The organism is Christiangramia pacifica, assembly GCF_057221535.1.
On record NZ_CM170146.1, the window covers coordinates 758754 to 781379 of the forward strand.

The window sequence follows — 22626 nt, forward strand, 5'->3', positions numbered from 1 at the left end:
AAAACCGTTAGCGTACAATTCTATGAAAAATCAAGTCCTGATATTAATTTTATTTTTAAGTTCCCTGACGGCAAAAGCCCAGTTTTCAGAAAATAATGCAATTTACTATTCAGGGTCTCTTGAATTAGGAAATTACCTGGGAATAGACATGAACGCCAATTATGTTTTGCAGGAAAAATATTCTTTCAGGTTGGGTTTTGCGGGTTTTATTAGAAATCCTGAAGCCGCTCCTTCCGATTATTCTTCCGGACTCCTGGGAGCTATGACTTTTGGGCTGGCAAACCCATATGATCAATTAAATAACTTTCAGGTTGCTGCCGGGAGAATTATCTCCCTGAATAAAAAAGGTACGATCAGAGCAAATCTTACTGCCGGTATCGCTCTCACGAATATCAGGGAGACCTATAACTGGCAGCGGATTGAGGTTGGAGGCTTTTTAACTCCAAATTACAATTATGATTATCATGATTATAATACTTTCAGTCTTATTGTAAATCCAAAAATAGAATTCCCGTTCACCCGGTTCTATGGTTTGACTTTATCACCATTGCTCATCATCAATAAGGATCGAACCTATGTTGGCATTGGAATAGGCCAGATGGCAGGTTTGTTGCGAAAAAAGAATAAAGAGAATTCTGACAACGAGAATTAATTTATCAAACAGCCTGATTAAATTGACAAATTCTTAAGATATAATTACTTCTAATTATCTAATTTTAAGTATGAAGACACCCTTTGCTACATCTGAATTGAGCTTTGCTGAGCTAGAATTCTACAAAGATTATGTAGTCGCGGTCATTGCTGAAGATACCGTTGTCTCAGATATTCATTTTAATGAATTGATCCAGTGCTTTGATGAACAGTACGGGGAAAAGGGTTATGTATATATCTCCAACAGAAAGAATAACTACAATGTTAATCCTATATATTTCAAAAGGCTGGAAACCATAAGCAAAATGAAAGCATTGGTTGTGGTGAACCACCAACCTTCGAGAATTGAGATCAGTAATTTCGAGGAACATTTTTGCCCTATTCCATATATGGTTTTTAATAGCCTGGAAGAAGCTGCCGCCTGGTCTGAAGAGTTTATGAGGAAATAACATTCTGGCACTAAATTCACCTTATAAAATCTGATCAAATAAAATTAATTATCTTGGGCTATCAATTCAGGATGAAATGCAATCCGAATTTTTTAAATTTTTTCAGCAAAGATTTCAAATTTTCCATACCAGATGAAGTATTATTTGTGCGCAGTATTTATGACATTTAGCGTTCTCCTAAATGCCCAGAGATCAACTACCCAGAACCCCCCTGGAACTATAAAAATAAATGATAGTTTATTTATTGATAAGGCACCAGTGAATAATTTGATGTATCAAGAGTTCACCACGAGCTTAGAAAAAAAATGGAATCTGAAAATTCACGATAGTTTAAAAAACCTCGAACTCAAGGAGATGAATCTCAACATTCTTACTTCTGATCTATTTGATCCAGATGATAAATCCTTATACGAAAAAATGATCTACTCGAAAGAATTAGAACTTCCTAAGAACGTTACCACCTTTGAATACCATAATTTCTATGATTATAGAAATAATCCCGCGATCGGGATTTCCAAAGAGCAGGCAGAAATATTTTGTAAGTGGAGAACTGATATGGTGAATTTAAACTGGAGTAGTTTAATAAAAAATGATGCCGAAGATTTTAGGAAAATTGAATATCGGCTTCCTACTCAAGAAGAAATGCGCTTAGCCAAAAAACATTTTATAAATCAGGACAATTATCTAAAAATCTCAAAAAAGTCACCATTAGAGCTGAATTTAGAAGATATTAGAAATAAAAAATTGTTTTTTGAAACTGGTTATTCCGAATATCTAAAAAACGAGAAACCTACTAATGAAGAGGATTACGTGATGTTCAGATGCGTTTGTGAAGTAAAAGGGTAACTTCAGGAAAAATTACTCTCTTGATAAACTTAGATTTTTAGATCATCTTCAGTTTTCTGAAGTAATGGATTAAATAAATCCGAAAACGAACAAATCATTAATTTCCTAAAAAGCTTGATCTCAACATCTAACCGAATTTTCTAAAATTCTTGTTAAAAAAATTCGATTTTTAAAGCAACCAATCGCTATATTCCACATCTATTAGAAAATAATAATTGCTAACACAATAATGACAATATTATTATATGTGTAACCGTTATATACCTACTTAAAATTTACTGCATGAATCTTATCCAGGAACTTATAAAAAAACATACCGGAAATTACCCCAAATCAACAATCACAAAATTCAGTACTCCAAGCGGAGATTTCGTCTATCATCCTGGAAAAGGAATGATTGATCTAAATGGCTCCAAAATCAGCATCAGTTCAAACCAGATTAAATCAACTTCACCTACGCGTGAATCATTTCAGATCAAAGTACTTTTTAAGAATGATTTGAACCCTTACCTGGAAATTTCACCAAAATCGAAATTTCAAAAAATGATAGATTCTATTATGATGCAAAGAGGTCGTAAGTTCATGGGGTGATTCTTTTGGAGGTAATGGCTTTGTAGGATAGAATATAAAGGTTTTGAAAATGTGAAGAATGACAATGCTGGATTCAGAGTCATTAATGTGGCAGCAGTAGCTTATGATGAAGAATAAAAGAAAAATCTAAATGACAGAACTTATGGGAATAGCATGAAAATTTTTAACTTCGTGCTTTATTCCACCAAACTGAAGAATCCGCATCCCTACTTCCGCAGGTTTATCAGTACGAATATTGATACAAATTATTTACGTATTGAAAATTAGATTACACTACAAAGCGAATTTAAAGGAAGAGGGACCCCAAAATACAGAACAGGAAAATTTACATAATCTGGAAGAAGGTGAGAACGAAATTTCAGCGATTGTGCCTAAACTATATTCAAAACGAGTGATTTTCGCCTTTTCCATGATATTTTCCACCATTTTTGGAGCGGTGATACTTATGAGTAACCTTAAAACTAGATCTGAAAAAAAAGGTCGGATTCAGGTACTTATATTTTCGATCATCTATACGATTGGGACCATCATCAGTCTTAATTCCATAAGTTCTACCAAACTCACTATTCCCTTGAACTTGCTTGGTGCTCTGATTCTGAATGAATATTTCTGGAATCGTTACCTGGGGAAGGATATAGAATTTATTAAAAAGAGCTGGATAAAACCTGCTGTAATTTCTCTGATTGTGTGCATTCCATTTGTGCTCGCAGTCTTATACTCCACATAATTTATAGAAAAATGAATAAAAACTGGTTTGGCAGAAATTTTAAATGGGCAGTACCCGTATTTTTCATATTGGTTCTAATCCTGTACCTCGTATTTTCTTCCAGTTTAGGAAAAGTTTCATCAGATCTTGTTCAGGCTTATGCAGATGAATCACTATATCAGGATGCAATTTCACTGGCGAATAAGAATGATGAAGTACAGGAAAATCTGGGATACATTCAGCCTTTGGATAATATGAGCATTTTAAATGGAGAAGTAAATTTCTCCGAAGATCATCAGCAGGTAAGTACTACCATTAAAATTAAAGGCGATAAATCTAATGGTAAACTAGATATTAAAGCCCACAGAGATCTGGACGAATGGATTTATGACAAAATAAATATCCGCATCAAGGATTCTTCAAGTGAAACACAAACCATCGGGGTTATTACATCAATCAAATAAAACTACTATGAGCGAAGGACTTTCTAGAAAAGACTATTTCAAAATTATCATGCTAATGGCTTTAATCTACATAGCCTATATATTAATTAATGATTGGGAACATTTCAAGGCCGGGCTTTTTGGATGGACTCCCTGAAACCATCATATTAAACTCTATATTTATATTCAAACGATTATTATTAAATGAAAGATGTAGAGGAAATTATCAAGAAACTAGACCTTCAACCTCATCCTGAAGGTGGTTATTTTAAAGAAGTATATAGAAGTAAAACTGAAATTCCCGGGCATGTCCTGGGTGAAAATTTTAATGGTGACCGGAATTGTAGCACCAGTATTTATTTCCTGCTGACTTCTGAAAATTTTTCTGCCTTTCACAAAATCAGGCAGGACGAGATCTGGCATTTTTACATGGGATCTGCTATCGATCTCCATGTGATTACCGACAAGGGAGAACATAAGAAATATATTATAGGTAACGATATGGAAGCAGATGAACTTTTACAGTTGGTAGTCCCAGCTGGTGATTGGTTTGCTGCTGAAGTTAACAAACCTGATTCTTTTGCGCTCGTTGGATGCACGGTTTCTCCAGGATTTAGTTTTGAGGATTTTGAACTTCCCTCCAGATATGAATTGTTGAACAAATTTCCCCAGCACCGGGATTTAATTACTAAATTCACCCATTCATAATAATCCTAATTAAGATTTTTATTGGACAATTATTGAATTGAATTCAATATTTTAGAAGAGAATCTTTGAATTTAAATATTATGGCATCTGAAAAGAAAATTACGGTAGAAGTAGCTATCGAAAACGAACTGGATAAAGTATGGGAATTCTGGACCAAACCAGAACATATTACCAAATGGAATTTTGCTTCTGAAGACTGGTTATGCCCTTCCGCAGAAAATGATCTGAAAGAAGGTGGGAAATTTGTTTACAGGATGGAGTCTGAAGACGGAAAGATTGGTTTTGATTTCTCCGGAACTTACGAGAAAGTAGAACCGAAAGAAAAATTAACCTACAAAATGGATGATGGAAGACAGGCTGATATTCTGTTCGAAGAAAAGGATGGAAACACTCATCTGAAGGAGACCTTTGAACCAGAAAGTGAAAATTCAGAAGATATGCAAAAAGAAGGATGGCAGGCCATTCTCAATAATTTCAAAAAATACGCTGAATCCAAGAAGGAATAGATCTCTAAAATGAATGCCATTGAGGAGCAAATCATTGAAACCTGGCTGATAAATCATCGAACCAATCTTCTGTTGTTAAATTCCATAACTGAAGAAAGCCTGGGTTTTACCACCTCAAAACGTGGAGGAGGCTCCATAGGTCATCAATTGGCCCATATCTATAATGTAAGATTCTGGAAACTGGAAAAATTTGACAAGACATTGGTTTCGCATTTAAATACAATTAAAGCGGAAGATATAAAGTCTATTTCCATGCTTAAGAAGTGCCATACAGAAACAGCTGATCTCATTGCCCAAATGCTTGAAACTGGTATAACACAGGAGGGTAAAATAAAAGGTTTTAAACGCGGAGTCATACCTTTACTAGGCTACTTTATACACCATGAGGCTCATCATCGAGGAAACATCCTGCTTACCCTAAAACTCTGCGGATTTAAACTACCCAAAGAACTGAAATATGGCCTTTGGGAATGGAATAAGATCTAAAAAAAGCCGGAAATAATGTCCGGCTCTTATATTACTGGTCATCAAGCTGCACTGCATCTGCATTTGCTCCGAGCTTTTTTAATGTATTGTTGATCTCTTCGGTCATTTCTGGTGGTCCACATACGTAAAACTGCTTATTAAAATCTGAAATATTCTTTTTCAGAAATTCCTCATCAAGGTATGCTTTTGTATACGCGGTATCCTCCTGATCTGTTATTACATAAGTTGCATCATTTCCTAAAATACTATCCAGTTCATTTTTCAGAATAATGTCCTTATCTGTCTTATTAGCAAAAAACAAATGATTCCCTTTTACCTCATTCTTCTTATCCAGATCTCTAAGTATCGCAATATATGGCGTGATCCCAGCTCCTCCGGCAAGGATATAACCTGGTCCTTTATACTCGATAGCTCCCCAGGTATCACGAATGATCAGTTCATCACCTTCTTTTAACTTTCCTAGTTGTTCGGTAACTCCATCATGATCTGGATAGATCTTTATGGTAAATTCAAGATCATCAGATTCATTTAAACTGGTAAAGGTAAAAGGACGCTTTTCGTCTTTCCATTCATCCTTATTTATGGATACCTCTGTAGCCTGCCCCGGCTTAAATTCGTAACCCGCTGGTTTTTCTACAATAAATTGTTTTACGTCATGGGTTACATTCCCAACCGACTTGATTTTTACAATCTTTTCCATAATTTTTCTTTTCAAGTTAGTTTTTTTCAAATAATTCAACCCAAGGTAAAGGGCTGTATTACCATCATTTAACCATAATTAAACAGATTGAAATCAAATTTTAAGGAAGTCTTAGGGATTAAAGAATAGATCGAATACTGTTCGTTATTCACTTAAAGATTTATAACCATTATTTATTCGGAAGAATTGATCTCTTTCATAATATCTGCAAAGATCTGAAATGACTTCACCCGGTCTTCCTGATGATAGATATGGGAAGCAACGATGACCTCATCAACCCCAGTTTGCTTGATAAAATCTTCTGTCTTTTCCTTCACATGAGATTTGTCACCCACAAAGGCATATTCCAGCATACGTTTTAAAGCAGGATTTTCACGCACCGCGCGTAATTCTGCCGTCATTTCTTCCGGCTTCTGAAGATAATCCAGATTCCCGGTAAGCACTCCCACCATCATGCGTAAAGAACTTGTGGAGATCTTTTCAGCTTCTTCCATATTATCTGCTGCCACCACGTTAATTCCAGCAATGGAATAAGGCTCGTCCAGATATTCAGACGGCTCAAATTCCCGGTAATATATCTCCATCGCCTGGAAAAGTTGCGCTGGTGCGAAATGACTGGCAAAAACATACGGTAGTCCTTTTCGTGCTGCTACATGAGCACTATCTGTACTGGAACCTAAAATATAAATAGGAACTTTCACGCCTTCGGCTACGGTTGCTCTTACCTTAGTGGTCGCCTTGTCATTATTGAAATATTTCTGGATTTCATCAATCTCATGAGGGAATTTAAAAACAGAATTCATCCGGTCGCTTCTTATGGCATGCGCGGTAACCTGATCTGTCCCCGGAGCGCGACCTAGTCCCATATCAATCCTATTAGGATAAAGTGATCCAAGAGTTCCAAATTGCTCCGCAACGATAAGCGGTGAATGGTTGGGAAGCATGATCCCTCCGGAACCAATTCTAATTCGGTCAGTTTTAGAAGCCACATGGCTCATCAATACGGTTGTAGCAGAACTGGCGATACTCACCATATTGTGGTGTTCTGCCAGCCAGAATCTTTTATAACCCAGCTTCTCAGCTAGCCTGGCAAGTTCAACACTATTTTCAAAAACCTTATGATGCGGAATATCCTGCCCCACCACTGCTAGTTCCAGAACAGAATAATTTATATTTTTATTTTGAGGCATAATCTTAAATTTAAAAAGCCGGCATCGCTGCAGGCTTTCCATTGGTCTAAAAAATATCGTATCCTTACGTTATTCCTTCTTATTTATGCTTTCACAAGTTGTTCTACTCTTTGTATGAATTGCTCCATTTCAAATGGTTTGGCAATAAAATCGTTTGCTCCTGCGTCTTTGCACTTTCTCACGGCATCGTGCAATGCAGACATCATTAATACTGGCATCCCTGAAATAGTTTCATTCTTGCTAATACGAATTCGTTTACAGATATCGGTTCCATTCACCCCAGAAATCAACATGTCTAGAATAACCAGATCAACCTTGTTCTTTAAAATTAATTCTTCAGTTAATTCCGGTTTATCAGAAACGATGACTTCATATCCATTAAATTCCAGGATTAAATTTAGCATATCACCAATTCCCGGATCATCATCTATTACAAGTATTTTATGACTGGCAGCCATGCCCTATTATTTTAGTTCTTTTTAAGCTACTTCCATTGTAAAGGTAAAAACTGAACCTTTACCTTTTTCACTTTCCACACTAATCTTACCATTGTGGCGCTTCATGATCTCGTTAGCCAAATAAAGTCCTATACCAAAACCGGAATAAGTTTCTTCGTTCTTAAAATCTATACGGTAAAATCTTTTGAAGATCTTGCGCAGGTTTTCCTTATCAATTCCAATACCTGAATCTTCCACACTCACCGCGACCTTATTCTTTCCGACTTTATTAATACTGACTTCTATATCCTGATTAACCGGGGAATATTTGATCGCATTCGTGACCAAATTGATCAAAACCTGGCCAATCCTGTCTTTATCAGCATAGATTTCACAATTAAAATTGTCTTTGAGAACGATATTATAATTAGTATTGGTGTAATTAATGTCCTGGATGGTGTCTAGCACAAGCTCATTGATACTGAATTTTTCCTTCTGAAGCTCCAGTTTATTTTTTTCTATTCTCGAAAGATCCAGCATTTCAGATATCAGCCTGGTTAATCTTACTATTTGCTGATCTATACGTTCCAGGCTTGTTTCAAATGGAATGGATGACCAAGGCATTTCTTCCTTCTTTTTTAAGAGGCTTAAAAGTAATTGAACATAACCTTTTATAGAAGTAACCGGTGTTTTTAGCTCATGACTCACAAGTTTCAGGAAATCTTCCTTTCGTTTTTCTTCTGCCTTGATCTTCTGAATTTCGGTAGCGGTACATATCCATATTTGAATTTTACCCTTTTCATCAAAAATGGCTTCAGCCCTGTTTAAATGCCATTTATATTTCCCTTTTTTATTCAGATAACGGACTTCCATTTCAAAGTCATCACCGGTTTTCAAAGAATGTTTCCAATTCTTATTGAATTCTTCTTTTTCTGAAGGATGAATAAAACTGTCAAGTTCTTTCTGCTCAAATTCTTCCTTGGACAAACCAGTATATTCCAGCCATCCCTGGTTGAAATAATCAATATTCCCTTCAGTATCGATATTGAAAACCTTTTCCGGCATAAGATCTGCCATCTGGCGATACCGTGCTTCGCTTTCCTTTAAAAGTTCTTTTGATTTCACCATTTCAGAAACATCAACGGCCATATTCAAAATGCCATAGATCTTTCCTTTTTCATCACGCAAAGCTTTGTAAGAAAAATTGAAATATCCTGTTTGCAACTCGTCATCAATCATCAAAGCAGCAGGATCTTCCTTACCCCAATATGTTTTCCCTGTAGTATACACCTCCTGCAAAAGATCGTGAAATGGCTGACCTTCCAACTCAGGCAACGCTTTTCTAATAGTGGTTCCAATGACAGATTCATCTTTACCCCATAAATTGATCATCGCCTCGTTGGCCATTTCAATTTTCATGTTTTTCCCGGTATACAAGGCGGTGGCAACGTTTGCTTCCTCAATAATAGACCTTATGCGATGCTCTTTTTCTCTAATTAGATTTTCCTTCAGTTTTTCTTCGTTAACATCGATCACAGTACCAATCATTCCCTCAAATTCACCTTCAGGGTTGTATTTTGGACTACCAGAATCCAGCACCCATCGATATTCTCCTTTTTTATTCCGCAGCCTGAAAGTTGCATAAAACTCATCCCTTTCCTTATTAGCCTTCAGAAAGCTTTTTTCTACTTTTTTCCGATCATCAGGATGAACTGCTTCCAGCCATCCGAAGTTTTTGGCTTTCTCAATTGTCTGGCCGGTGAAATCATACCAGTTCTTATTCAAATATTGATTTTGCCCGTCGGCTCCCGTGATCCAGATTATCGCCGGAACGGTATCTATCAAATATCTTAATTCGTTCTCACTATGTTCCAGTTTCTTTTTAGCTAATACCTTTTCAGTGATGTCGATCGCGTGAACAAAAATTCCTGAAACCTTCCCATTTGCATCCAGAAGTGGCTGGTAAACAAAATCCAGGTAAGAATTTGTAATGGTTTCATCGTCTTTAAAAAGTTGCACAGGAATCTCATTACCTATATAAGCTTCGCCGGAATTATATACCCCATCCAGCATTTTAAAGAAACCCTGTCCCTCAAGTTCAGGTAAAGCTTCTCGAACGGTCTTGCCTATAATATCACGATGCCCAATAACCTGGAAATAGTTATCATTGGCACGATCAAAAATATGTTCTGGCCCTTTTAAAATGCAGATCATGGCCGGAGCCTGTTCAAAGATCTCATTGAAATTCTCCAGTTTATCTGCATGATCAGGCTTCTCTTCCTGAAATGAGATAAGGATCAAACCATAATCTTCAATTTTACTGGCGTTTAGTTTAAATTCCCTGATCGATGATTTTCCCTCATTTAGAACCATTTCAAACCCGAAAATTTTAGATTCTTTACGAAGTTTTGCGATCAACTTTTGAAAATCATCGTTTTCAAACTGTAGTCTTTCAATCAGTTTTTCGTTATCTGAAACATCTAAAAAATTATATAGAGCAGAATTCGCCTCTAAAAATCCAAACGCTTCATCCAATACTAGCAAGGGTTCTTGGATAGTCTCTGTTAAAGACCGAGCCAGAATATTTGCTTTCGGGCTCACTTCTTTATTAATTCCAGATGCTTTTGAGTTTTTAGCCATATGGTTGATGTAACAACTTTTATCGTGATGAAATATTGGTTAAATGTAATCTAATTATTATAGTTTAAATATCAAGTTTTGGGGGACTTAATATTAAATATCTCTTAATTATCGAGTGAAATAGGCGTTCAGAATGAGAAAAGCGAAGTGTTATCTCTAAAATGAAAAAACCCCGTTCAAAACGAGGTTTTTTCTAGTACTCGAGGTGGGAGTATCTTAAATTCCGCTTAGGCCACTTTTACAAGGGCATTCAACTCTCCTATTTTGTAGTGCACCCGAATTAGACACCTTTAACCAAAAATTAACAATTATAAGCTATTATAATAATGTCGAAGGGCAAACATAATCAGTTAAAGGAAAATCTAACTTTTTAATGCTATTAAACCCACCTCTTACATCAACAAGATTATCCCATCCTCTTTGCTGAAGAATGGATGCAGCGATCATACTTCGATATCCTCCCGCACAATGAAGGATGAATTTTTCATTCTTCGGAAATTCGGCTAAATGTTTGTTGATCTCATTTAGCGGAACGTTGATGGCATCTACCACATGTTCTGAATCGTATTCACTTTTTTTACGAACATCAAAAAGTTTTAGCTTTTCTGTAGTCAATTTATGCTGAAGCTCTTCCGCAGAAATTCTATTCAAAACAGCTATTTCTTTACCTGATTTTTGCCAGTTTTCGAAACCGCCATTCAGAAAACCATGGGTATTGTCGTAGCCCACGCGTGACAGCCGAGTGATCGCTTCCTCTTCTTTTCCCGGGTAAGTGACCAGGATTATGGGTGTTTTCACATCTGGGATCATTTCCCCAACCCAGGGAGCAAAATTGCCCTCAAGGCCAATATTGATGCTATTGGGAATGTGACCTTCTGCAAAATCTTCAGCATCCCTGGTATCCAGCATCAGCGGGCCCTCTTCGTTCGCAATGGTTTCAAATTCATCTGGGGAAAGGGCTTTCCCTCCACGATCAATGACTTTGTCGAAGCTTTCGTAGCCCTTAATGTTCATCAAAACATTTTGAGGGAAATATCCTGGAGGTGCAGTAAGACCAGTAAGCAGTTCTTTAACGAATTCTTCTTTGGTCATGTCTTTCCGCAGGGCGTAATTCGTTTTTTTCTGATTTCCCAAGGTATCTGTGGTTTCCTTGCTCATCTTCTTTCCGCAGGCAGACCCTGCGCCATGATTAGGATAGACGATGAGGTCATCATTCAATGGCATGATCTTGTTTCGCAGCGAATCAAAGAGATGTCCCGCGAGTTTTTCTTCGGTAAGATCTGAAACTACATGTTGGGCAAGATCTGGTCTTCCAACATCGCCAATGAACAACGTGTCACCGGTGATGATTCCGTGTTCATCGCCATTTTCGTCGATGAGCAGATAGGTGGTGCTTTCCATAGTGTGGCCGGGAGTATGTATCGCCTTTACCTTGTACTTGCCAATTTCAAAAACCTGTCCGTCTTCAGCAACAAGCGCGTCATAATTGGGTTTGGCTAACGGACCAAAAACGATCTGTGCTCCTGTTTTCGCTTTCAGATCCAGGTGACCGCTCACAAAATCGGCATGAAAATGTGTTTCAAAAACATACTTTATTGTGGCATCGTCTTTTGCTGCGCGATCCAGGTAAGGCTGAACTTCTCTTAGCGGATCAAAAATAGCAGCTTCGCCATTACTTTCAATATAATATGCTGCATGGGCCAGGCATCCGGTATAAATTTGCTCTACATTCATGATTTTGATTTTTAAATGATACTGTAAAAATACCCTGTACTATTTTTAGCAACAGCAACTTAGGTTACAGTAGTTTAATGGCAGCTCATTTCTGAAGCGACCTGTGGAATAACAATAACTTCTGCAGGCGAGATATAGGGAATACCAAGTCCCAGCCCACGAAGAATAAAGAACACAGCGATGACGGCCAGCATAACAGGTATGACTTTCCTGATATGCTGTCTTACTTTTCCTGAAATAAAATTCCCGGCGAGAATAGCTGTTGTCATCAGTGGAATAGTTCCCAAACCAAAAATGGCCATATACAACGCTCCGCTTAGGGCCTGTCCCTGGACCATGGCGCCAAAAAATGCCATGTAAACAAGTCCGCAGGGGAGGTAGCCATTAAGAAAGCCAACGAGAAAAAAGGTCTCAGATCGTTTTTTCTTTAATTCCCGGCCGAGTTTGTTTTTGACACCTCCAATGAATTTCATCCAGTTTTTGCTGAAACCGAGTCTTTCAGGATTTAAACCGGGAATGAAGGCCATTAGTAGCATCAGGATGCCAATGATGATCGATAATTCCTGCTGAAACCCGAAAAAGTTAAGGCTGCTGCCAACCAAACCAAAAAGCAAACCGATGCTGGTATAGGCAAGAATTCTTCCGAGGTGATAACTGCCTATTTGGAAGGTTTTTTTCCAATTACTCTGCCTGTCTACCGGAAGCAAAAACGCAATAGGACCGCACATTCCCACGCAGTGAAAACTGCCCAATAGGCCGAATATGAGCGCAGAAATTAGCATTAATACGTGATTTGTCGTTTTACGAGGTACGTTTTACCGGCATTGGTCCATTCGATCTTTACATTCCATCTTCCCTGTGGCAACCTGCTTTCGCTAATGAAAAATTGCTTTCCGTCTATATCTTCTACAGGAATTTCAAAATCCAGTTTTTCATTGGAAGGTCTATAAAACCTGATTGCTCCAGTTACTTCCTCAAATTGATCATTTTCAGGAAAATTTATGCTGATTCCTTTGTTCGATTGTTTCAACTGAATAGTTTCCTTCAAAAAATTGGCATTAGTTTCAGCATCTATTTCCTGTTGAAAATGCAACTCTTCTTTATAATAGTCCTCCACAACCAGCTCATGGTCGTATTGATCGTCGCTCAACATAGACACTACAAAATACATGATGAAGGAGATGAATGCTCCCATGCCTATCACCAAACCGTGTCCCCAGGTAAATTTTTTCATATTCTTATCAATTAAAGCTTCGTGGTCCCAGGAAAACGGTACTGGTGGTTTCAATGAGTTTTTCATTCTCATAAACGCCAATACGAATCTTGTCTTTTTCCTCCTCCAACGCAGCCCGGTTCATGTTTATAAAAAAAGTTCCTTCCGATAGTCCGCTGGCAGGAACCGTGATAATATCATTTTTCACCATCTCTATTTCGCCGGAATGGGAAATGAGTTCGAAATGTACATTTTCAAAATCCTTCGATGTCTTATTGATCAGTTTGAACGTGTATACATTACTGATGATGTTGTTCTCGCGGTATTCGTAGAGCTGCCCGGGCAAGCGAAGCACATTGGCTTCAATGTCACTTCTTAGAAATAAAAGGCCAATAAGTGCGAAAATGAGCACACTAAGAACTCCGGAATAGGCTTTTAACCGAGCTGTAAACCGGAAGGGTTCTTTTTCCTCAATATTGGCTTCGCTTGCATAGCGTATCAATCCCTTCGGAAGGTCTACTGCTTCCATCATACTGTCACAGGCATCGATACAGGCGGTACAATTCACACATTCCAGTTGCGTTCCGTTTCGAATGTCGATACCGGTGGGACAAACCTGAACGCACTGAAAACAATCGATACAATCTCCTTTTCCGGTTTTGGAACGATCTTCATTTTTTCTGAATTTCGCCCTTCCCTTTTCTTTTTCTCCGCGTTTGTGATCGTAAGCCACAACGATCGATTTATTGTCCAGCAAAACACCCTGAAGTCTTCCGTAGGGACAGGCGATAATGCAAACCTGTTCCCGGAACCAGGCAAATACAAAGTAAAAGATGGTCGTAAAAATAAGCAGGGAAACCAGCGTGCTGATATGTGAGCCGGGACCTTCAGTAATATAGGAAAGCAACCTGTCGCTGCCTATGAGGTAAGCCAGAAACACATTGGCGATCAGGAAAGAAATAAAGTAGAAAATTGCCCATTTTGATACTTTTTTCCGAATCTTTTCAGCATTCCAGGCTTGTTTGTCCAGTCGCATCTGTTTCCCGCGATCACCTTCTATCCAAAATTCAATTCTTCGGAAGACCATTTCCATAAAAATGGTCTGCGGACAGATCCATCCGCAGAAAATTCTTCCGAAGGCAACTGTAAAAAAGATGATGAATACCACTGCAAAGACCATCATGATGACAAAAAGGTAAAAATCCTGTGGCCAGAAAGTGTATCCAAAAATGTTGAATCGTCTTTCCAGTACATTGAACATCATGAACTGGTTTCCATTCACTTTGATAAACGGGGAAATGAAGAGAATGATGAGTAGTAAATAGCTAACCAGTTTCCGGTATTCGTAAAATTTCCCGGAAGGTTTTTTAGGATAGATCCAGGAACGTTTCCCTTCCTGGTCTATCGTCGCTATACTATCCCTAAATTTCTCACTCATTATTCTGGCGCTTCTGTAGTCGCGTTGTCTTCTATGATCACCTCAATAAGGGAATCTTCCTGCTTTACTTGTACTTCATCGATACGTGCATCGGGGTCCACCCAAATGTCACCTTCAGGATCTTTTGGATCTGCAGGCGTGGTTCCATGCAGACTGATGATGTAACTGGCTACCTGGGCGATTTCGCCTGGTTTAAGGTCGGTTTTCCAGGACACCATTCCTTTTCCAGGCCTTCCGCCTTCAGAAATGGTGTGGAAGATATTTTTGATCCCGCCACCCAGGATCCAGTAATCATCAACAAGGTTAGGCCCAATTCCTCCACCGGCATCAACTTTATGGCAGGCTACGCAATTGGCCTGGAAAATCATTTTTCCTGCATTTACATCATCGTTCCCTGTCAATAATTCAACTGTATTCGCATCTATGAGGTCTTTCGCTGTTTTTTTATATTCTTCTACCGCGGCTTTGGCTTCAGCAATTTCGATCTCATATTCTTCTCGTTGGGATTTTCCGTCGAAAATGTGAAATCTCGCCAGGTAAATAAAGGCAAAGATGATACTGGCATAAAAGCCGTATAACCACCATGGTGGCAGGCTGTTATCTAGCTCTCTAATACCATCGTAATTGTGATCCAGCAGGATCTCCTCTTCTTTTTCAAGCGGTTTTTTGTCTAAAAGTTTATCATAGGTGCGTTTGATCCAACCGGTTCGCTTCTCCCGTTTTTCTGAAATTAGCGCGTCATAACGAAGCTGGGCTTCTTCATCTAAAGACCGATACAGGAGGTTTTCAAGGCTTCCTACAGAGACTTCGATGGCGATGGCGATCACGATGATAATGCCAAGAATTAACCATAGAATAGGATAGGTTGCAAATGCCGATTTGTCCCCTGTTTCTAATGCTAATTCTGCCAGCACCACAGCCAGGATCGTTAAACCGGAAATTCTTAAAAATGAGTTTAATCCTTTCATTTTAGCTGAGGTTTTGGTTAGGGTTGGCATTCCAGTGATGCTGATCTTCTGTAGTATCCAGCGGATAATTACTGATCTCTTTGATATGTTCCTTTCTTGCTGTGACAACCCACCAAAGCAGGATGCTGAAGAACAGGAAGAATATGGAAAGCGAGATTAACGGGTAAATTTCAACTCCGTCTATGCTTTCAAGATGTCCTTTTACGAATTTTAACATGACGTGACTTTTAATTGGTTACAGTTGTGATTTCTTCTGAAGTTTCAGCTTTGATATCGGTTCCCAGTCTTTGCAGGTAAGCGATTAGGGCAACGATCTCCCGATTTCTCATCTCCACAAAATCACGATCATTTTCTTTAGCAAAATTCTTTTCGGCTTCGTAAGTAGTGGCAAAATCTGGATCGGCATAAAGATTTTTCTCGATCTGAGTGCCCTGTTCGTTCATCCAGGCCAGCGCTCTATCGATCTCCTCATCAGTATAGGGTACACCGAGTTTTTGCATGGCGATCATTTTATCTTTGGTATACACAGTATCCAGTTCATTCTGAATAAGCCATTTATAGGAGGGCATTATCGAACCAGCCGAAGTACTCTGTGGGTCATACATGTGATTGAAATGCCAGTTATCGGAATATTTTTGACCGATACGATGCAGATCGGGACCGGTACGTTTACTACCCCAAAGGAATGGATGATCATAACGGTATTCACCGGCTTTGGAATATTCTCCATAACGCTCTACCTCACTTCGGAAAGGACGGATCATTTGAGAATGACAGCTCACACAGCCTTCCCTGATGTAAATATCTCTACCTTCCAATTCCAGAGGCGTGTAGGGTTTTACACTAGAGATCACCGGAACGTATTCGTCTACCATCAGCGAAGGAATGATCTGAACCATGCCCCCAATAAGGATCGCGATAGTGGCGTAAATGGTTAGTTTTACCGGTCTTCTTTCCAGCCAGCTGTGATAGGTTTCACCAGCTGTTCTTTTATGGGTTACTTTTGGTAAAGCAGCGGCTTCAGCAAGTTCATCTTCAACTGCTCTTCCGGCTCTTACTGTTTTTACGATGTTGTAGAGCATAACGAATGCTCCAACAATGTATAAACTACCACCTATAGCTCTCATCCAGTACATGGGGATGATCTGCGTAACCGTTTCCAGGAAGTTCCCGTATACTAGCGTTCCATCTGGGTTGAACTGTTTCCACATGGAAGCCTGAACAAATCCTGCAACATACATAGGAAGCGCATAGATGATGATCCCGAGTGTGCCTATCCAGAAATGCACATTAGCCAGTTTTGTAGACCAGAGTTTGGTTTTGAATAACCTTGGAACCAGCCAGTATACCATACCGAAAGTCAGGAAACCGTTCCATGCCAGTGCGCCAACATGAACGTGGGCGATCACCCAGTCGCTGAAGTGTGCAATCGCATTCACATTCTTAAGCGAAAGCATCGGCCCTTCAAAAGTAGCCATACCATAACCAGTGATCGCCACGACCATGAATTTCAATACAGGATCTGTTCTTACTTTATCCCACGCTCCGCGCAGCGTAAGCAGTCCGTTGATCATTCCTCCCCATGACGGGAATATCAGCATTACTGAAAAAGCAACTCCAAGGTTCTGTGCCCAATCCGGAAGTGCTGAATACAACAGGTGATGCGGTCCCGCCCAGATATATATAAAAATGAGCGACCAGAAGTGCACGATAGATAGTCTATACGAATAGATTGGCCTGTTTGCCGCCTTCGGAACGAAATAGTACATTAATCCCAAAAACGGAGTGGTAAGGAAAAATGCCACGGCATTGTGACCATACCACCATTGAACCAATGCATCCTGAACACCAGAATACACCGAATAGCTTTTCATAGCATGAACGGGTAATTCAATATTGTTGAAAATGTGAAGTACAGCTACCGTTACAAAAGTTGCGAGGTAGAACCAGATGGCCACATAAAGATGACGCTGCCTCCTTTTTAAAATGGTGCCAATGAGGTTAATACCGAAGGCGACCCAGACCAGAGCTATTGCAATATCGATTGGCCATTCCAGTTCGGCATATTCCTTCGAGGTGGTATAACCCAAAGGTAGCGATATCGCAGCGGCCACGATAATGAGCTGCCACCCCCAAAAGTTAATATTACTCAGCGCATCGCTGAACATTCTCGCTTTCAGTAATCGCTGGGTAGAATAGTAAACACCGGCAAAGATGGCATTTCCCACAAAAGCGAAAATAACGGCATTGGTATGCAAAGGCCTTAACCTTCCGAAGCTAAGCCACGATATTCCGTCGGTCACATTCGGGAAAATGAACATGAAGGCGAGGAGCAGCCCCACAGACATCCCGATGATCCCCCAGAACATCGTGGCAACGATAAATTTCTTTACGATCCTGTTATCGTAATAAAATTGCTGTACTTCCATAGTTGATCAGATTTCAGTTTGATTTTGAAGATTTATGAGTAGAATTTTTGTCTTTGACCAGTTCGTCTTCGAAGAGCATGCGCACTGAAGGCGTGTATACATCATCATATTGTCCTTTTTTCACAGAAAGGATAAAGGCTATGAAAAAGATCACCGCAACGGTGACGCTTATCGCCAGTAACATGTAAATAATTTCCATGACTTATGATTGTTCCGTAAAAGTAATTTTGATGTTGCTTTCAAAAAATGACAACCGTCAGCTTTCCAGTTTTCTCTTTTTTAAATTCCTGGAAATCCATTGCGTCGCGATCGTAGTAAATGCTACAATGCTTATAGAGCTTAAGGGCATTAATATCGCCGCGACAACAGGTTCAAGATTTCCAGTGACTGCGAAAGCAAGGCCTGTGATGTTGTAAACAAGAGACAGTAAAAAGCTGATTTTGATGATTTGCATGCCTTTTCCAGCCAGGTTGAAATAGGTGTCAAAATCTGATAAAACTGAAGCGTCCATTATACCGTCGCAGGCTGGCGAAAAGACGTTGATATCTTCTGAAACGGCAATACCAATATCACTTTGAGCCAGCGCCCCGGCATCATTGAGTCCGTCGCCCACCATCATCACTTTCCTGCCACCATGCTGTAGCTGTTTGATGAATTCTAGTTTATCTCCCGGTTTCTGGTTAAAATGCAAACCAATATCTGGAGGAAGTGTGGCTCTTAAATGTACTTTTTCACCATCATTGTCTCCTGAAAGTATGATGAGGTATTTGTGTTTTGACAATTTTTGAAACAGGTTCGCTATACCTTTTCGATAGGTGTTCTTAAAGCTGAAACAACCTTTATACTGGTCATTCGCATTAATATGAACAGCTGTTTTCGTGCTTTCTGAATCACTCAATTTCAGGTCTCCGGTGAATTTGGCAGAGCCAATACGCATTCGTTTTCCCTGAAAATCACATTCAATTCCTGAGCCTGCATATTCCTTATAGGTGTCTGGAGTTTGAATTCCATTCTTATCCAGGATAGCATAGAGCGAACGGCTCAAGGGGTGAGAAGAAGCCTTCAGACTACCGCTCAGCATTTGCATTTCTTCTTCGGAAAGACTGATGCCTTCGTAAACTGCCGTGTTCAGGCCGGTGGTGGTAATGGTTCCTGTTTTATCAAATACTACCGAATCTATTTCTGCCATGCGTTCAATTACCGAAGCATCCTTTAGGTAAAGTCCGTTTTTGCCAAATACCCTCAAGAGGTTTCCCAGGGTAAAAGGCGCGGCAAGTGCAATGGCACAAGGACAGGCAATGATCAAAACCGCTGTAAAGACAGACCATGCCTTGGAAGGATCAAGAACCATCCATGCTGTGGTGGCCAAAATGGCAATGCTCAATACAGTAATGGTAAAATTTTTACTGATCTTGTTGGTTAACGACTGGAAACCGGATAAGCGATCTTTTTTGAAAATTTCATTGCTCCATAGTTCGGTGAGGTAGCTTTGTTCTACAGGTTTTAAAACCTTCAGTTTGAGGATGCCGCGGTTTTGCCGACCGCCGGCAAAAACCTTGTCTCCTTTGTTTTTACGTACAGCTTCGGCTTCGCCAGTGACAAAACTGTAATCGATATTTGCTGAACCTTCCAAAATTTCAGCATCCATGGGAATAAGCTCTTCATTTCTGATAAGTATCGTATCCCCTTTTTGAATTTTGTAAACCTGAACCTGTTCTTCCTTTTCTTCAGCAGAAATACGCGTGATGGCAATGGGAAAATAAGAGCGATAATCCCTTTCAAAAGAAAGAAATGAATAGGTTTTTTGCTGAAAAAATCTTCCGAGGAGAAGAAAAAAAACGAGTCCGCTAAGGCTATCGAAAAATCCGGTGCCGTGATCCAGTATAATATCTGCAGAACTTCTAATAAAAAGCACGGCAATTCCTAACGCAATGGGTACATCGATATTTAGCATTCTGGATCGTAACCCTTTCCATGCTGAAATAAAGTAATCGCTACCAGCATAGAAAACCACGGGAAGTGAAAATGCGAACATAAGCCAGCGAAAGATATTCTTAAACTGGTTCAGCCAGAATTCCTCGATCTCAAAATATTCAGGAAAAGAAAGAAACATAATGTTTCCAAAAGCAAAACCGGCAACTCCTAATTTATAAATAAGACTTCGATCTGCAATTCCTTCTTTCTTTTCAAAATTTTCGAGTGAGATATTGGGTTCGTAACCAACCTGGGCAAGCAGCAGGACCAGAGATTTCAGGCTGATCTCTTCAGAAGAAAAGGTAATTCTGACTTCTTTCTTTGGAAAATTAACCTGGGAATTACGCACTCCTCCATGCAGTTTTCCAAGATTCTCGAGAATCCAGATACAAGAGCTACAATGCATTTTCGGAATCTGAAATGATACTACTTTTATTTCACCTTCATTGAAATCCAATAGTTTGGAAACGATCTCTTCATTTTCCAGAAAATCGAATTTCCCAGCACTGAATTCAGGAGAAATCCCCGGATTCCTTTCCATTTCATAGTAATAGGAAAGATCATTTTTCTCGAAAATTTCATAAACAGTTTTGCAGCCGCTACAGCAGAAATTTTTCGAATCATACATAATGGTTTCAACGATGCAAGCATCGCCACAATGGTAACAAGCAGCCATATTAGCTAATTTTCCTGCTACAAATTTTAGAAACTGAAAAGGTTAAAAAAATGACGGATGTCAGTTATGATTTAATTCGGGAAGAAATTATTCCTGTTTTCCGATAGGATAATCCTCATAGAAATCGTCAAAAGTTTTCTCAGTTGAGTAATCATCGGTTAAAATGTGGTAAACGCTAAAAATTAGGAGCGCCTGACCTCCTACAACAAGAAAAAAAACAATAGGAAATTTGGTGTTAAGAACCGAAAGAATCACCAGAACAATTAAAACAACAGTAGTGATAGATAGCAATATGATTCCTCTATTTTTCATATTGCCTAAATTACCATTTTAAGAAACGAATACTCCTAAATATCAGTTAATTAAGATTTTAAATTTTAAGGAACTTTAAACGGTCATCGAGAACAATTGCCTGTCTGGAGTGTTCCTTTTTAGGCGAAGATCAAAAGCCATACATACATTGCGAACAAAAGGTCTACCAGGTTTTTTGATTTCAATAGTATTTCCATCCATTTTCAGAAGACCGTCATTTTCCATTTCCCGAAGATTTTCTTTAATAGAGTCGTAATCTATGATCCTGGCTTCTGCTGAATTCCAGGCAGTTTTCAGATTGCACATTAAGTCAAGAATATGTTTACGAATGAGCAGATCTTCCTCTTCCAAAATATGTCCTCTAAAAACCGGAAAAATGTTGTTATTAACTAGATCCTGATATTCCTCCACTCCTTTTACATTTTGACCAAATCCGTACCAGCTATCACCTATTGCTGAAACCCCAAGGCCTATCATTAACTGAGTCTTGGAATGCGTGTATCCCATAAAATTTCTATGCAGTGTCTTATTCTCTACAGCGACATATAGACTGTCGGTTTTCAGTGCAAAATGATCCATACCAATTTCAACATAACCAGCTGCCTCCAGCATATGTTTCCCAGTTTCATATTGTTTGCGCTTTTCGGCCGGTGAGGGAAGATTTTCCTGACTAAATCCGCGCTGGCCATTTCCCTTAATCCAAGGAGTATGAGCATAGCTATAAAAGGCAATTCGATCTGGCATAAGTTCTAAAGTATTCTGAATAGTATGAATTACGTGAACCGTCTTCTGAAAAGGAAGTCCGAAAACTATATCATGCCCAACGGAAGTATATCCTGCTGCACGCGCATTTTCAGTCGCCTGCTTAACTCTTGAGAAAGGTTGAATTCTGTTAATGGCTTTTTGAACTTTTTCATTATAATCCTGAACACCATAACTCACTCTTTTAAAGCCAAGAGAATACAACGTTTGCAAATGGGATAGGGTAGTATTATTGGGGTGGCCTTCAAAACTCAGTTCAGTTTCACCTGATTTATAAGCTGTTGAAAATATACCTTGAATTAAGTACTTCAAATTTTCCCAAGAAAAAAAGGTGGGGGTTCCGCCCCCAAGGTGAATTTCCTTTATTTTGGGTTTACCACCGAAAATAGCAAGATAGAGCTCCCATTCTTTCAACAAACTTTTGATATATGGAGTTTCAACATCGTGATTTTTGGTTATTCTTTTATTGCATCCGCAGAACGTACAAAGACTTTCACAGAATGGCAGATGAATATAGATGCTTACGCCTTCTGAGGCATTACTCTGCTGAAAACTTTTTTTTATCCTTTGCTTCCATTCTCTAACCGAAAATGATGTATGATCCCAATACGGAACCGTAGGATAACTGGTATAGCGAGGGCCGGATATATTGTACTTGGAAATAAGACTTTGTACCATTATTTGAATTTTAAATTCAAAAATAACTTTACCGAAAAAATTAAAATATGAGAATGATCATATTTTTGCCAACATTTCTATAAACAACC

Annotated in this window: 25 protein-coding genes; 10 read left to right on the forward strand and 15 right to left on the reverse strand. The window is 39.0% G+C overall.

Annotated features, from left to right (window positions below):
• Positions 1-22: 22 nt before the first annotated feature.
• The 10 genes from AC2S94_RS03630 (at position 23) to AC2S94_RS03675 (ending at position 5386) form a co-directional block, all read left to right on the forward strand.
• Positions 23-652 (forward strand): hypothetical protein, encoded by a 630-nt coding sequence (locus AC2S94_RS03630; protein ID WP_484630151.1) that lies wholly within the window; start codon positions 23-25, stop codon positions 650-652.
• Positions 653-722: 70 nt separating this feature from the next.
• Positions 723-1100, forward strand: coding sequence for a hypothetical protein (locus tag AC2S94_RS03635; protein WP_484630152.1), 378 nt, complete (start codon positions 723-725; stop codon positions 1098-1100).
• Positions 1101-1232: 132 nt separating this feature from the next.
• Entirely contained in the window at positions 1233-1946 is a 714-nt protein-coding gene (locus AC2S94_RS03640) for an SUMF1/EgtB/PvdO family nonheme iron enzyme (protein WP_484630153.1), read from the forward strand.
• Between the two features lie 282 nt (positions 1947-2228).
• Positions 2229-2537, forward strand: coding sequence for a hypothetical protein (locus AC2S94_RS03645; protein WP_484630154.1), 309 nt, complete (start codon positions 2229-2231; stop codon positions 2535-2537).
• A gap of 256 nt (positions 2538-2793) precedes the next feature.
• Complete coding sequence (locus AC2S94_RS03650; protein ID WP_484630155.1) at positions 2794-3264, forward strand: hypothetical protein; 471 nt, start codon at positions 2794-2796, stop codon at positions 3262-3264.
• An 11-nt stretch (positions 3265-3275) separates the two neighbouring features.
• Complete coding sequence (locus AC2S94_RS03655) at positions 3276-3707, forward strand: cytochrome c oxidase assembly factor Coa1 family protein (protein WP_484630156.1); 432 nt, start codon at positions 3276-3278, stop codon at positions 3705-3707.
• Positions 3708-3714: 7 nt separating this feature from the next.
• Positions 3715-3843 (forward strand): hypothetical protein, encoded by a 129-nt coding sequence (locus AC2S94_RS03660; protein WP_484630157.1) that lies wholly within the window; start codon positions 3715-3717, stop codon positions 3841-3843.
• 47 nt (positions 3844-3890) lie between these two features.
• On the forward strand, positions 3891-4394 hold the full coding sequence (locus tag AC2S94_RS03665) for a cupin domain-containing protein (RefSeq protein ID WP_484630158.1): 504 nt from the start codon (positions 3891-3893) through the stop codon (positions 4392-4394).
• Positions 4395-4474: 80 nt separating this feature from the next.
• Positions 4475-4900 (forward strand): SRPBCC family protein, encoded by a 426-nt coding sequence (locus AC2S94_RS03670; protein ID WP_484630159.1) that lies wholly within the window; start codon positions 4475-4477, stop codon positions 4898-4900.
• A 9-nt stretch (positions 4901-4909) separates the two neighbouring features.
• Positions 4910-5386 carry a DinB family protein gene (locus AC2S94_RS03675; RefSeq protein WP_484630160.1) on the forward strand — a complete coding sequence of 159 codons (477 nt, stop codon included), beginning with the start codon at positions 4910-4912 and terminating at the stop codon, positions 5384-5386.
• Positions 5387-5417: 31 nt separating this feature from the next.
• Here AC2S94_RS03675 and AC2S94_RS03680 read toward each other — a convergent pair whose 3' ends face one another.
• The 15 genes from AC2S94_RS03680 to hemN form a co-directional block, all read right to left on the reverse strand.
• Entirely contained in the window at positions 5418-6086 is a 669-nt protein-coding gene (locus AC2S94_RS03680; RefSeq protein WP_484630161.1) for an FAD-binding oxidoreductase, read from the reverse strand.
• A 173-nt stretch (positions 6087-6259) separates the two neighbouring features.
• Entirely contained in the window at positions 6260-7276 is a 1017-nt protein-coding gene (locus tag AC2S94_RS03685) for an LLM class flavin-dependent oxidoreductase (protein ID WP_484630162.1), read from the reverse strand.
• Positions 7277-7359: 83 nt separating this feature from the next.
• Positions 7360-7734, reverse strand: a complete 375-nt coding sequence (locus AC2S94_RS03690; protein WP_484630163.1) for a response regulator — start codon at positions 7732-7734, stop codon at positions 7360-7362.
• Positions 7735-7755: 21 nt separating this feature from the next.
• On the reverse strand, positions 7756-10353 hold the full coding sequence (locus AC2S94_RS03695; RefSeq protein ID WP_484630164.1) for a PAS domain S-box protein: 2598 nt from the start codon (positions 10351-10353) through the stop codon (positions 7756-7758).
• 318 nt (positions 10354-10671) lie between these two features.
• A complete protein-coding gene (locus AC2S94_RS03700; protein ID WP_484630165.1) occupies positions 10672-12087 on the reverse strand; it encodes an MBL fold metallo-hydrolase in 1416 nt (471 codons plus the stop codon).
• 74 nt (positions 12088-12161) lie between these two features.
• Positions 12162-12869: a sulfite exporter TauE/SafE family protein gene (locus AC2S94_RS03705; RefSeq protein ID WP_484630166.1), complete on the reverse strand. Its 708-nt coding sequence runs from the start codon at positions 12867-12869 to the stop codon at positions 12162-12164.
• Positions 12869-13321, reverse strand: coding sequence for a FixH family protein (locus tag AC2S94_RS03710; RefSeq protein WP_484630167.1), 453 nt, complete (start codon positions 13319-13321; stop codon positions 12869-12871). The genes AC2S94_RS03705 and AC2S94_RS03710 overlap by 1 nt, the downstream gene beginning before the upstream one ends.
• 7 nt (positions 13322-13328) lie before the next feature.
• Positions 13329-14738: a cytochrome c oxidase accessory protein CcoG gene (gene ccoG / locus AC2S94_RS03715; protein WP_484630168.1), complete on the reverse strand. Its 1410-nt coding sequence runs from the start codon at positions 14736-14738 to the stop codon at positions 13329-13331.
• Positions 14738-15706, reverse strand: a complete 969-nt coding sequence (locus AC2S94_RS03720) for a cbb3-type cytochrome c oxidase N-terminal domain-containing protein (RefSeq protein ID WP_484630169.1) — start codon at positions 15704-15706, stop codon at positions 14738-14740. Before AC2S94_RS03720 ends, ccoG begins: the two co-directional genes overlap by 1 nt.
• Position 15707: 1 nt before the next feature.
• Complete coding sequence (locus AC2S94_RS03725; RefSeq protein WP_484630170.1) at positions 15708-15923, reverse strand: CcoQ/FixQ family Cbb3-type cytochrome c oxidase assembly chaperone; 216 nt, start codon at positions 15921-15923, stop codon at positions 15708-15710.
• Between the two features lie 10 nt (positions 15924-15933).
• The gene (ccoN, locus tag AC2S94_RS03730) at positions 15934-18135 is read right to left on the reverse strand and encodes a cytochrome-c oxidase, cbb3-type subunit I (protein WP_484630171.1); all 2202 of its coding nucleotides are present in this window, start codon (positions 18133-18135) and stop codon (positions 15934-15936) included.
• Positions 18136-18148: 13 nt separating this feature from the next.
• Positions 18149-18334, reverse strand: a complete 186-nt coding sequence (ccoS, locus tag AC2S94_RS03735; protein ID WP_484630172.1) for a cbb3-type cytochrome oxidase assembly protein CcoS — start codon at positions 18332-18334, stop codon at positions 18149-18151.
• Positions 18335-18391: 57 nt separating this feature from the next.
• On the reverse strand, positions 18392-20785 hold the full coding sequence (locus tag AC2S94_RS03740; protein ID WP_484630173.1) for a heavy metal translocating P-type ATPase: 2394 nt from the start codon (positions 20783-20785) through the stop codon (positions 18392-18394).
• An 87-nt stretch (positions 20786-20872) separates the two neighbouring features.
• A complete protein-coding gene (locus AC2S94_RS03745; protein WP_484630174.1) occupies positions 20873-21097 on the reverse strand; it encodes a hypothetical protein in 225 nt (74 codons plus the stop codon).
• A gap of 75 nt (positions 21098-21172) precedes the next feature.
• Positions 21173-22537, reverse strand: a complete 1365-nt coding sequence (gene hemN / locus AC2S94_RS03750) for an oxygen-independent coproporphyrinogen III oxidase (RefSeq protein WP_484630175.1) — start codon at positions 22535-22537, stop codon at positions 21173-21175.
• Between the last annotated feature and the right edge of the window lie 89 nt (positions 22538-22626).

Excerpts from the sequence above, each read along its gene's own strand:
- AC2S94_RS03630 (WP_484630151.1), top strand. The coding sequence starts at position 23 with ATGAAAAATCAAGTCCTGATATTAATTTTATTTTTAAGTTCCCTGACG.
- AC2S94_RS03635 (WP_484630152.1), top strand. The coding sequence starts at position 723 with ATGAAGACACCCTTTGCTACATCTGAATTGAGCTTTGCTGAGCTAGAA.
- AC2S94_RS03640 (WP_484630153.1), top strand. The coding sequence starts at position 1,233 with ATGAAGTATTATTTGTGCGCAGTATTTATGACATTTAGCGTTCTCCTA.
- AC2S94_RS03645 (WP_484630154.1), top strand. The coding sequence starts at position 2,229 with ATGAATCTTATCCAGGAACTTATAAAAAAACATACCGGAAATTACCCC.
- AC2S94_RS03655 (WP_484630156.1), top strand. The coding sequence starts at position 3,276 with ATGAATAAAAACTGGTTTGGCAGAAATTTTAAATGGGCAGTACCCGTA.
- AC2S94_RS03660 (WP_484630157.1), top strand. The coding sequence starts at position 3,715 with ATGAGCGAAGGACTTTCTAGAAAAGACTATTTCAAAATTATCATGCTA.
- AC2S94_RS03665 (WP_484630158.1), top strand. The coding sequence starts at position 3,891 with ATGAAAGATGTAGAGGAAATTATCAAGAAACTAGACCTTCAACCTCAT.
- AC2S94_RS03670 (WP_484630159.1), top strand. The coding sequence starts at position 4,475 with ATGGCATCTGAAAAGAAAATTACGGTAGAAGTAGCTATCGAAAACGAA.
- AC2S94_RS03675 (WP_484630160.1), top strand. The coding sequence starts at position 4,910 with ATGAATGCCATTGAGGAGCAAATCATTGAAACCTGGCTGATAAATCAT.
- AC2S94_RS03680 (WP_484630161.1), bottom strand. The coding sequence starts at position 6,086 with ATGGAAAAGATTGTAAAAATCAAGTCGGTTGGGAATGTAACCCATGAC.
- AC2S94_RS03685 (WP_484630162.1), bottom strand. The coding sequence starts at position 7,276 with ATGCCTCAAAATAAAAATATAAATTATTCTGTTCTGGAACTAGCAGTG.
- AC2S94_RS03690 (WP_484630163.1), bottom strand. The coding sequence starts at position 7,734 with ATGGCTGCCAGTCATAAAATACTTGTAATAGATGATGATCCGGGAATT.
- AC2S94_RS03695 (WP_484630164.1), bottom strand. The coding sequence starts at position 10,353 with ATGGCTAAAAACTCAAAAGCATCTGGAATTAATAAAGAAGTGAGCCCG.
- AC2S94_RS03700 (WP_484630165.1), bottom strand. The coding sequence starts at position 12,087 with ATGAATGTAGAGCAAATTTATACCGGATGCCTGGCCCATGCAGCATAT.
- AC2S94_RS03705 (WP_484630166.1), bottom strand. The coding sequence starts at position 12,869 with ATGCTAATTTCTGCGCTCATATTCGGCCTATTGGGCAGTTTTCACTGC.
- AC2S94_RS03710 (WP_484630167.1), bottom strand. The coding sequence starts at position 13,321 with ATGAAAAAATTTACCTGGGGACACGGTTTGGTGATAGGCATGGGAGCA.
- ccoG (WP_484630168.1), bottom strand. The coding sequence starts at position 14,738 with ATGAGTGAGAAATTTAGGGATAGTATAGCGACGATAGACCAGGAAGGG.
- AC2S94_RS03720 (WP_484630169.1), bottom strand. The coding sequence starts at position 15,706 with ATGAAAGGATTAAACTCATTTTTAAGAATTTCCGGTTTAACGATCCTG.
- AC2S94_RS03725 (WP_484630170.1), bottom strand. The coding sequence starts at position 15,923 with ATGTTAAAATTCGTAAAAGGACATCTTGAAAGCATAGACGGAGTTGAA.
- ccoN (WP_484630171.1), bottom strand. The coding sequence starts at position 18,135 with ATGGAAGTACAGCAATTTTATTACGATAACAGGATCGTAAAGAAATTT.
- ccoS (WP_484630172.1), bottom strand. The coding sequence starts at position 18,334 with ATGGAAATTATTTACATGTTACTGGCGATAAGCGTCACCGTTGCGGTG.
- AC2S94_RS03740 (WP_484630173.1), bottom strand. The coding sequence starts at position 20,785 with ATGGCTGCTTGTTACCATTGTGGCGATGCTTGCATCGTTGAAACCATT.
- AC2S94_RS03745 (WP_484630174.1), bottom strand. The coding sequence starts at position 21,097 with ATGAAAAATAGAGGAATCATATTGCTATCTATCACTACTGTTGTTTTA.
- hemN (WP_484630175.1), bottom strand. The coding sequence starts at position 22,537 with ATGGTACAAAGTCTTATTTCCAAGTACAATATATCCGGCCCTCGCTAT.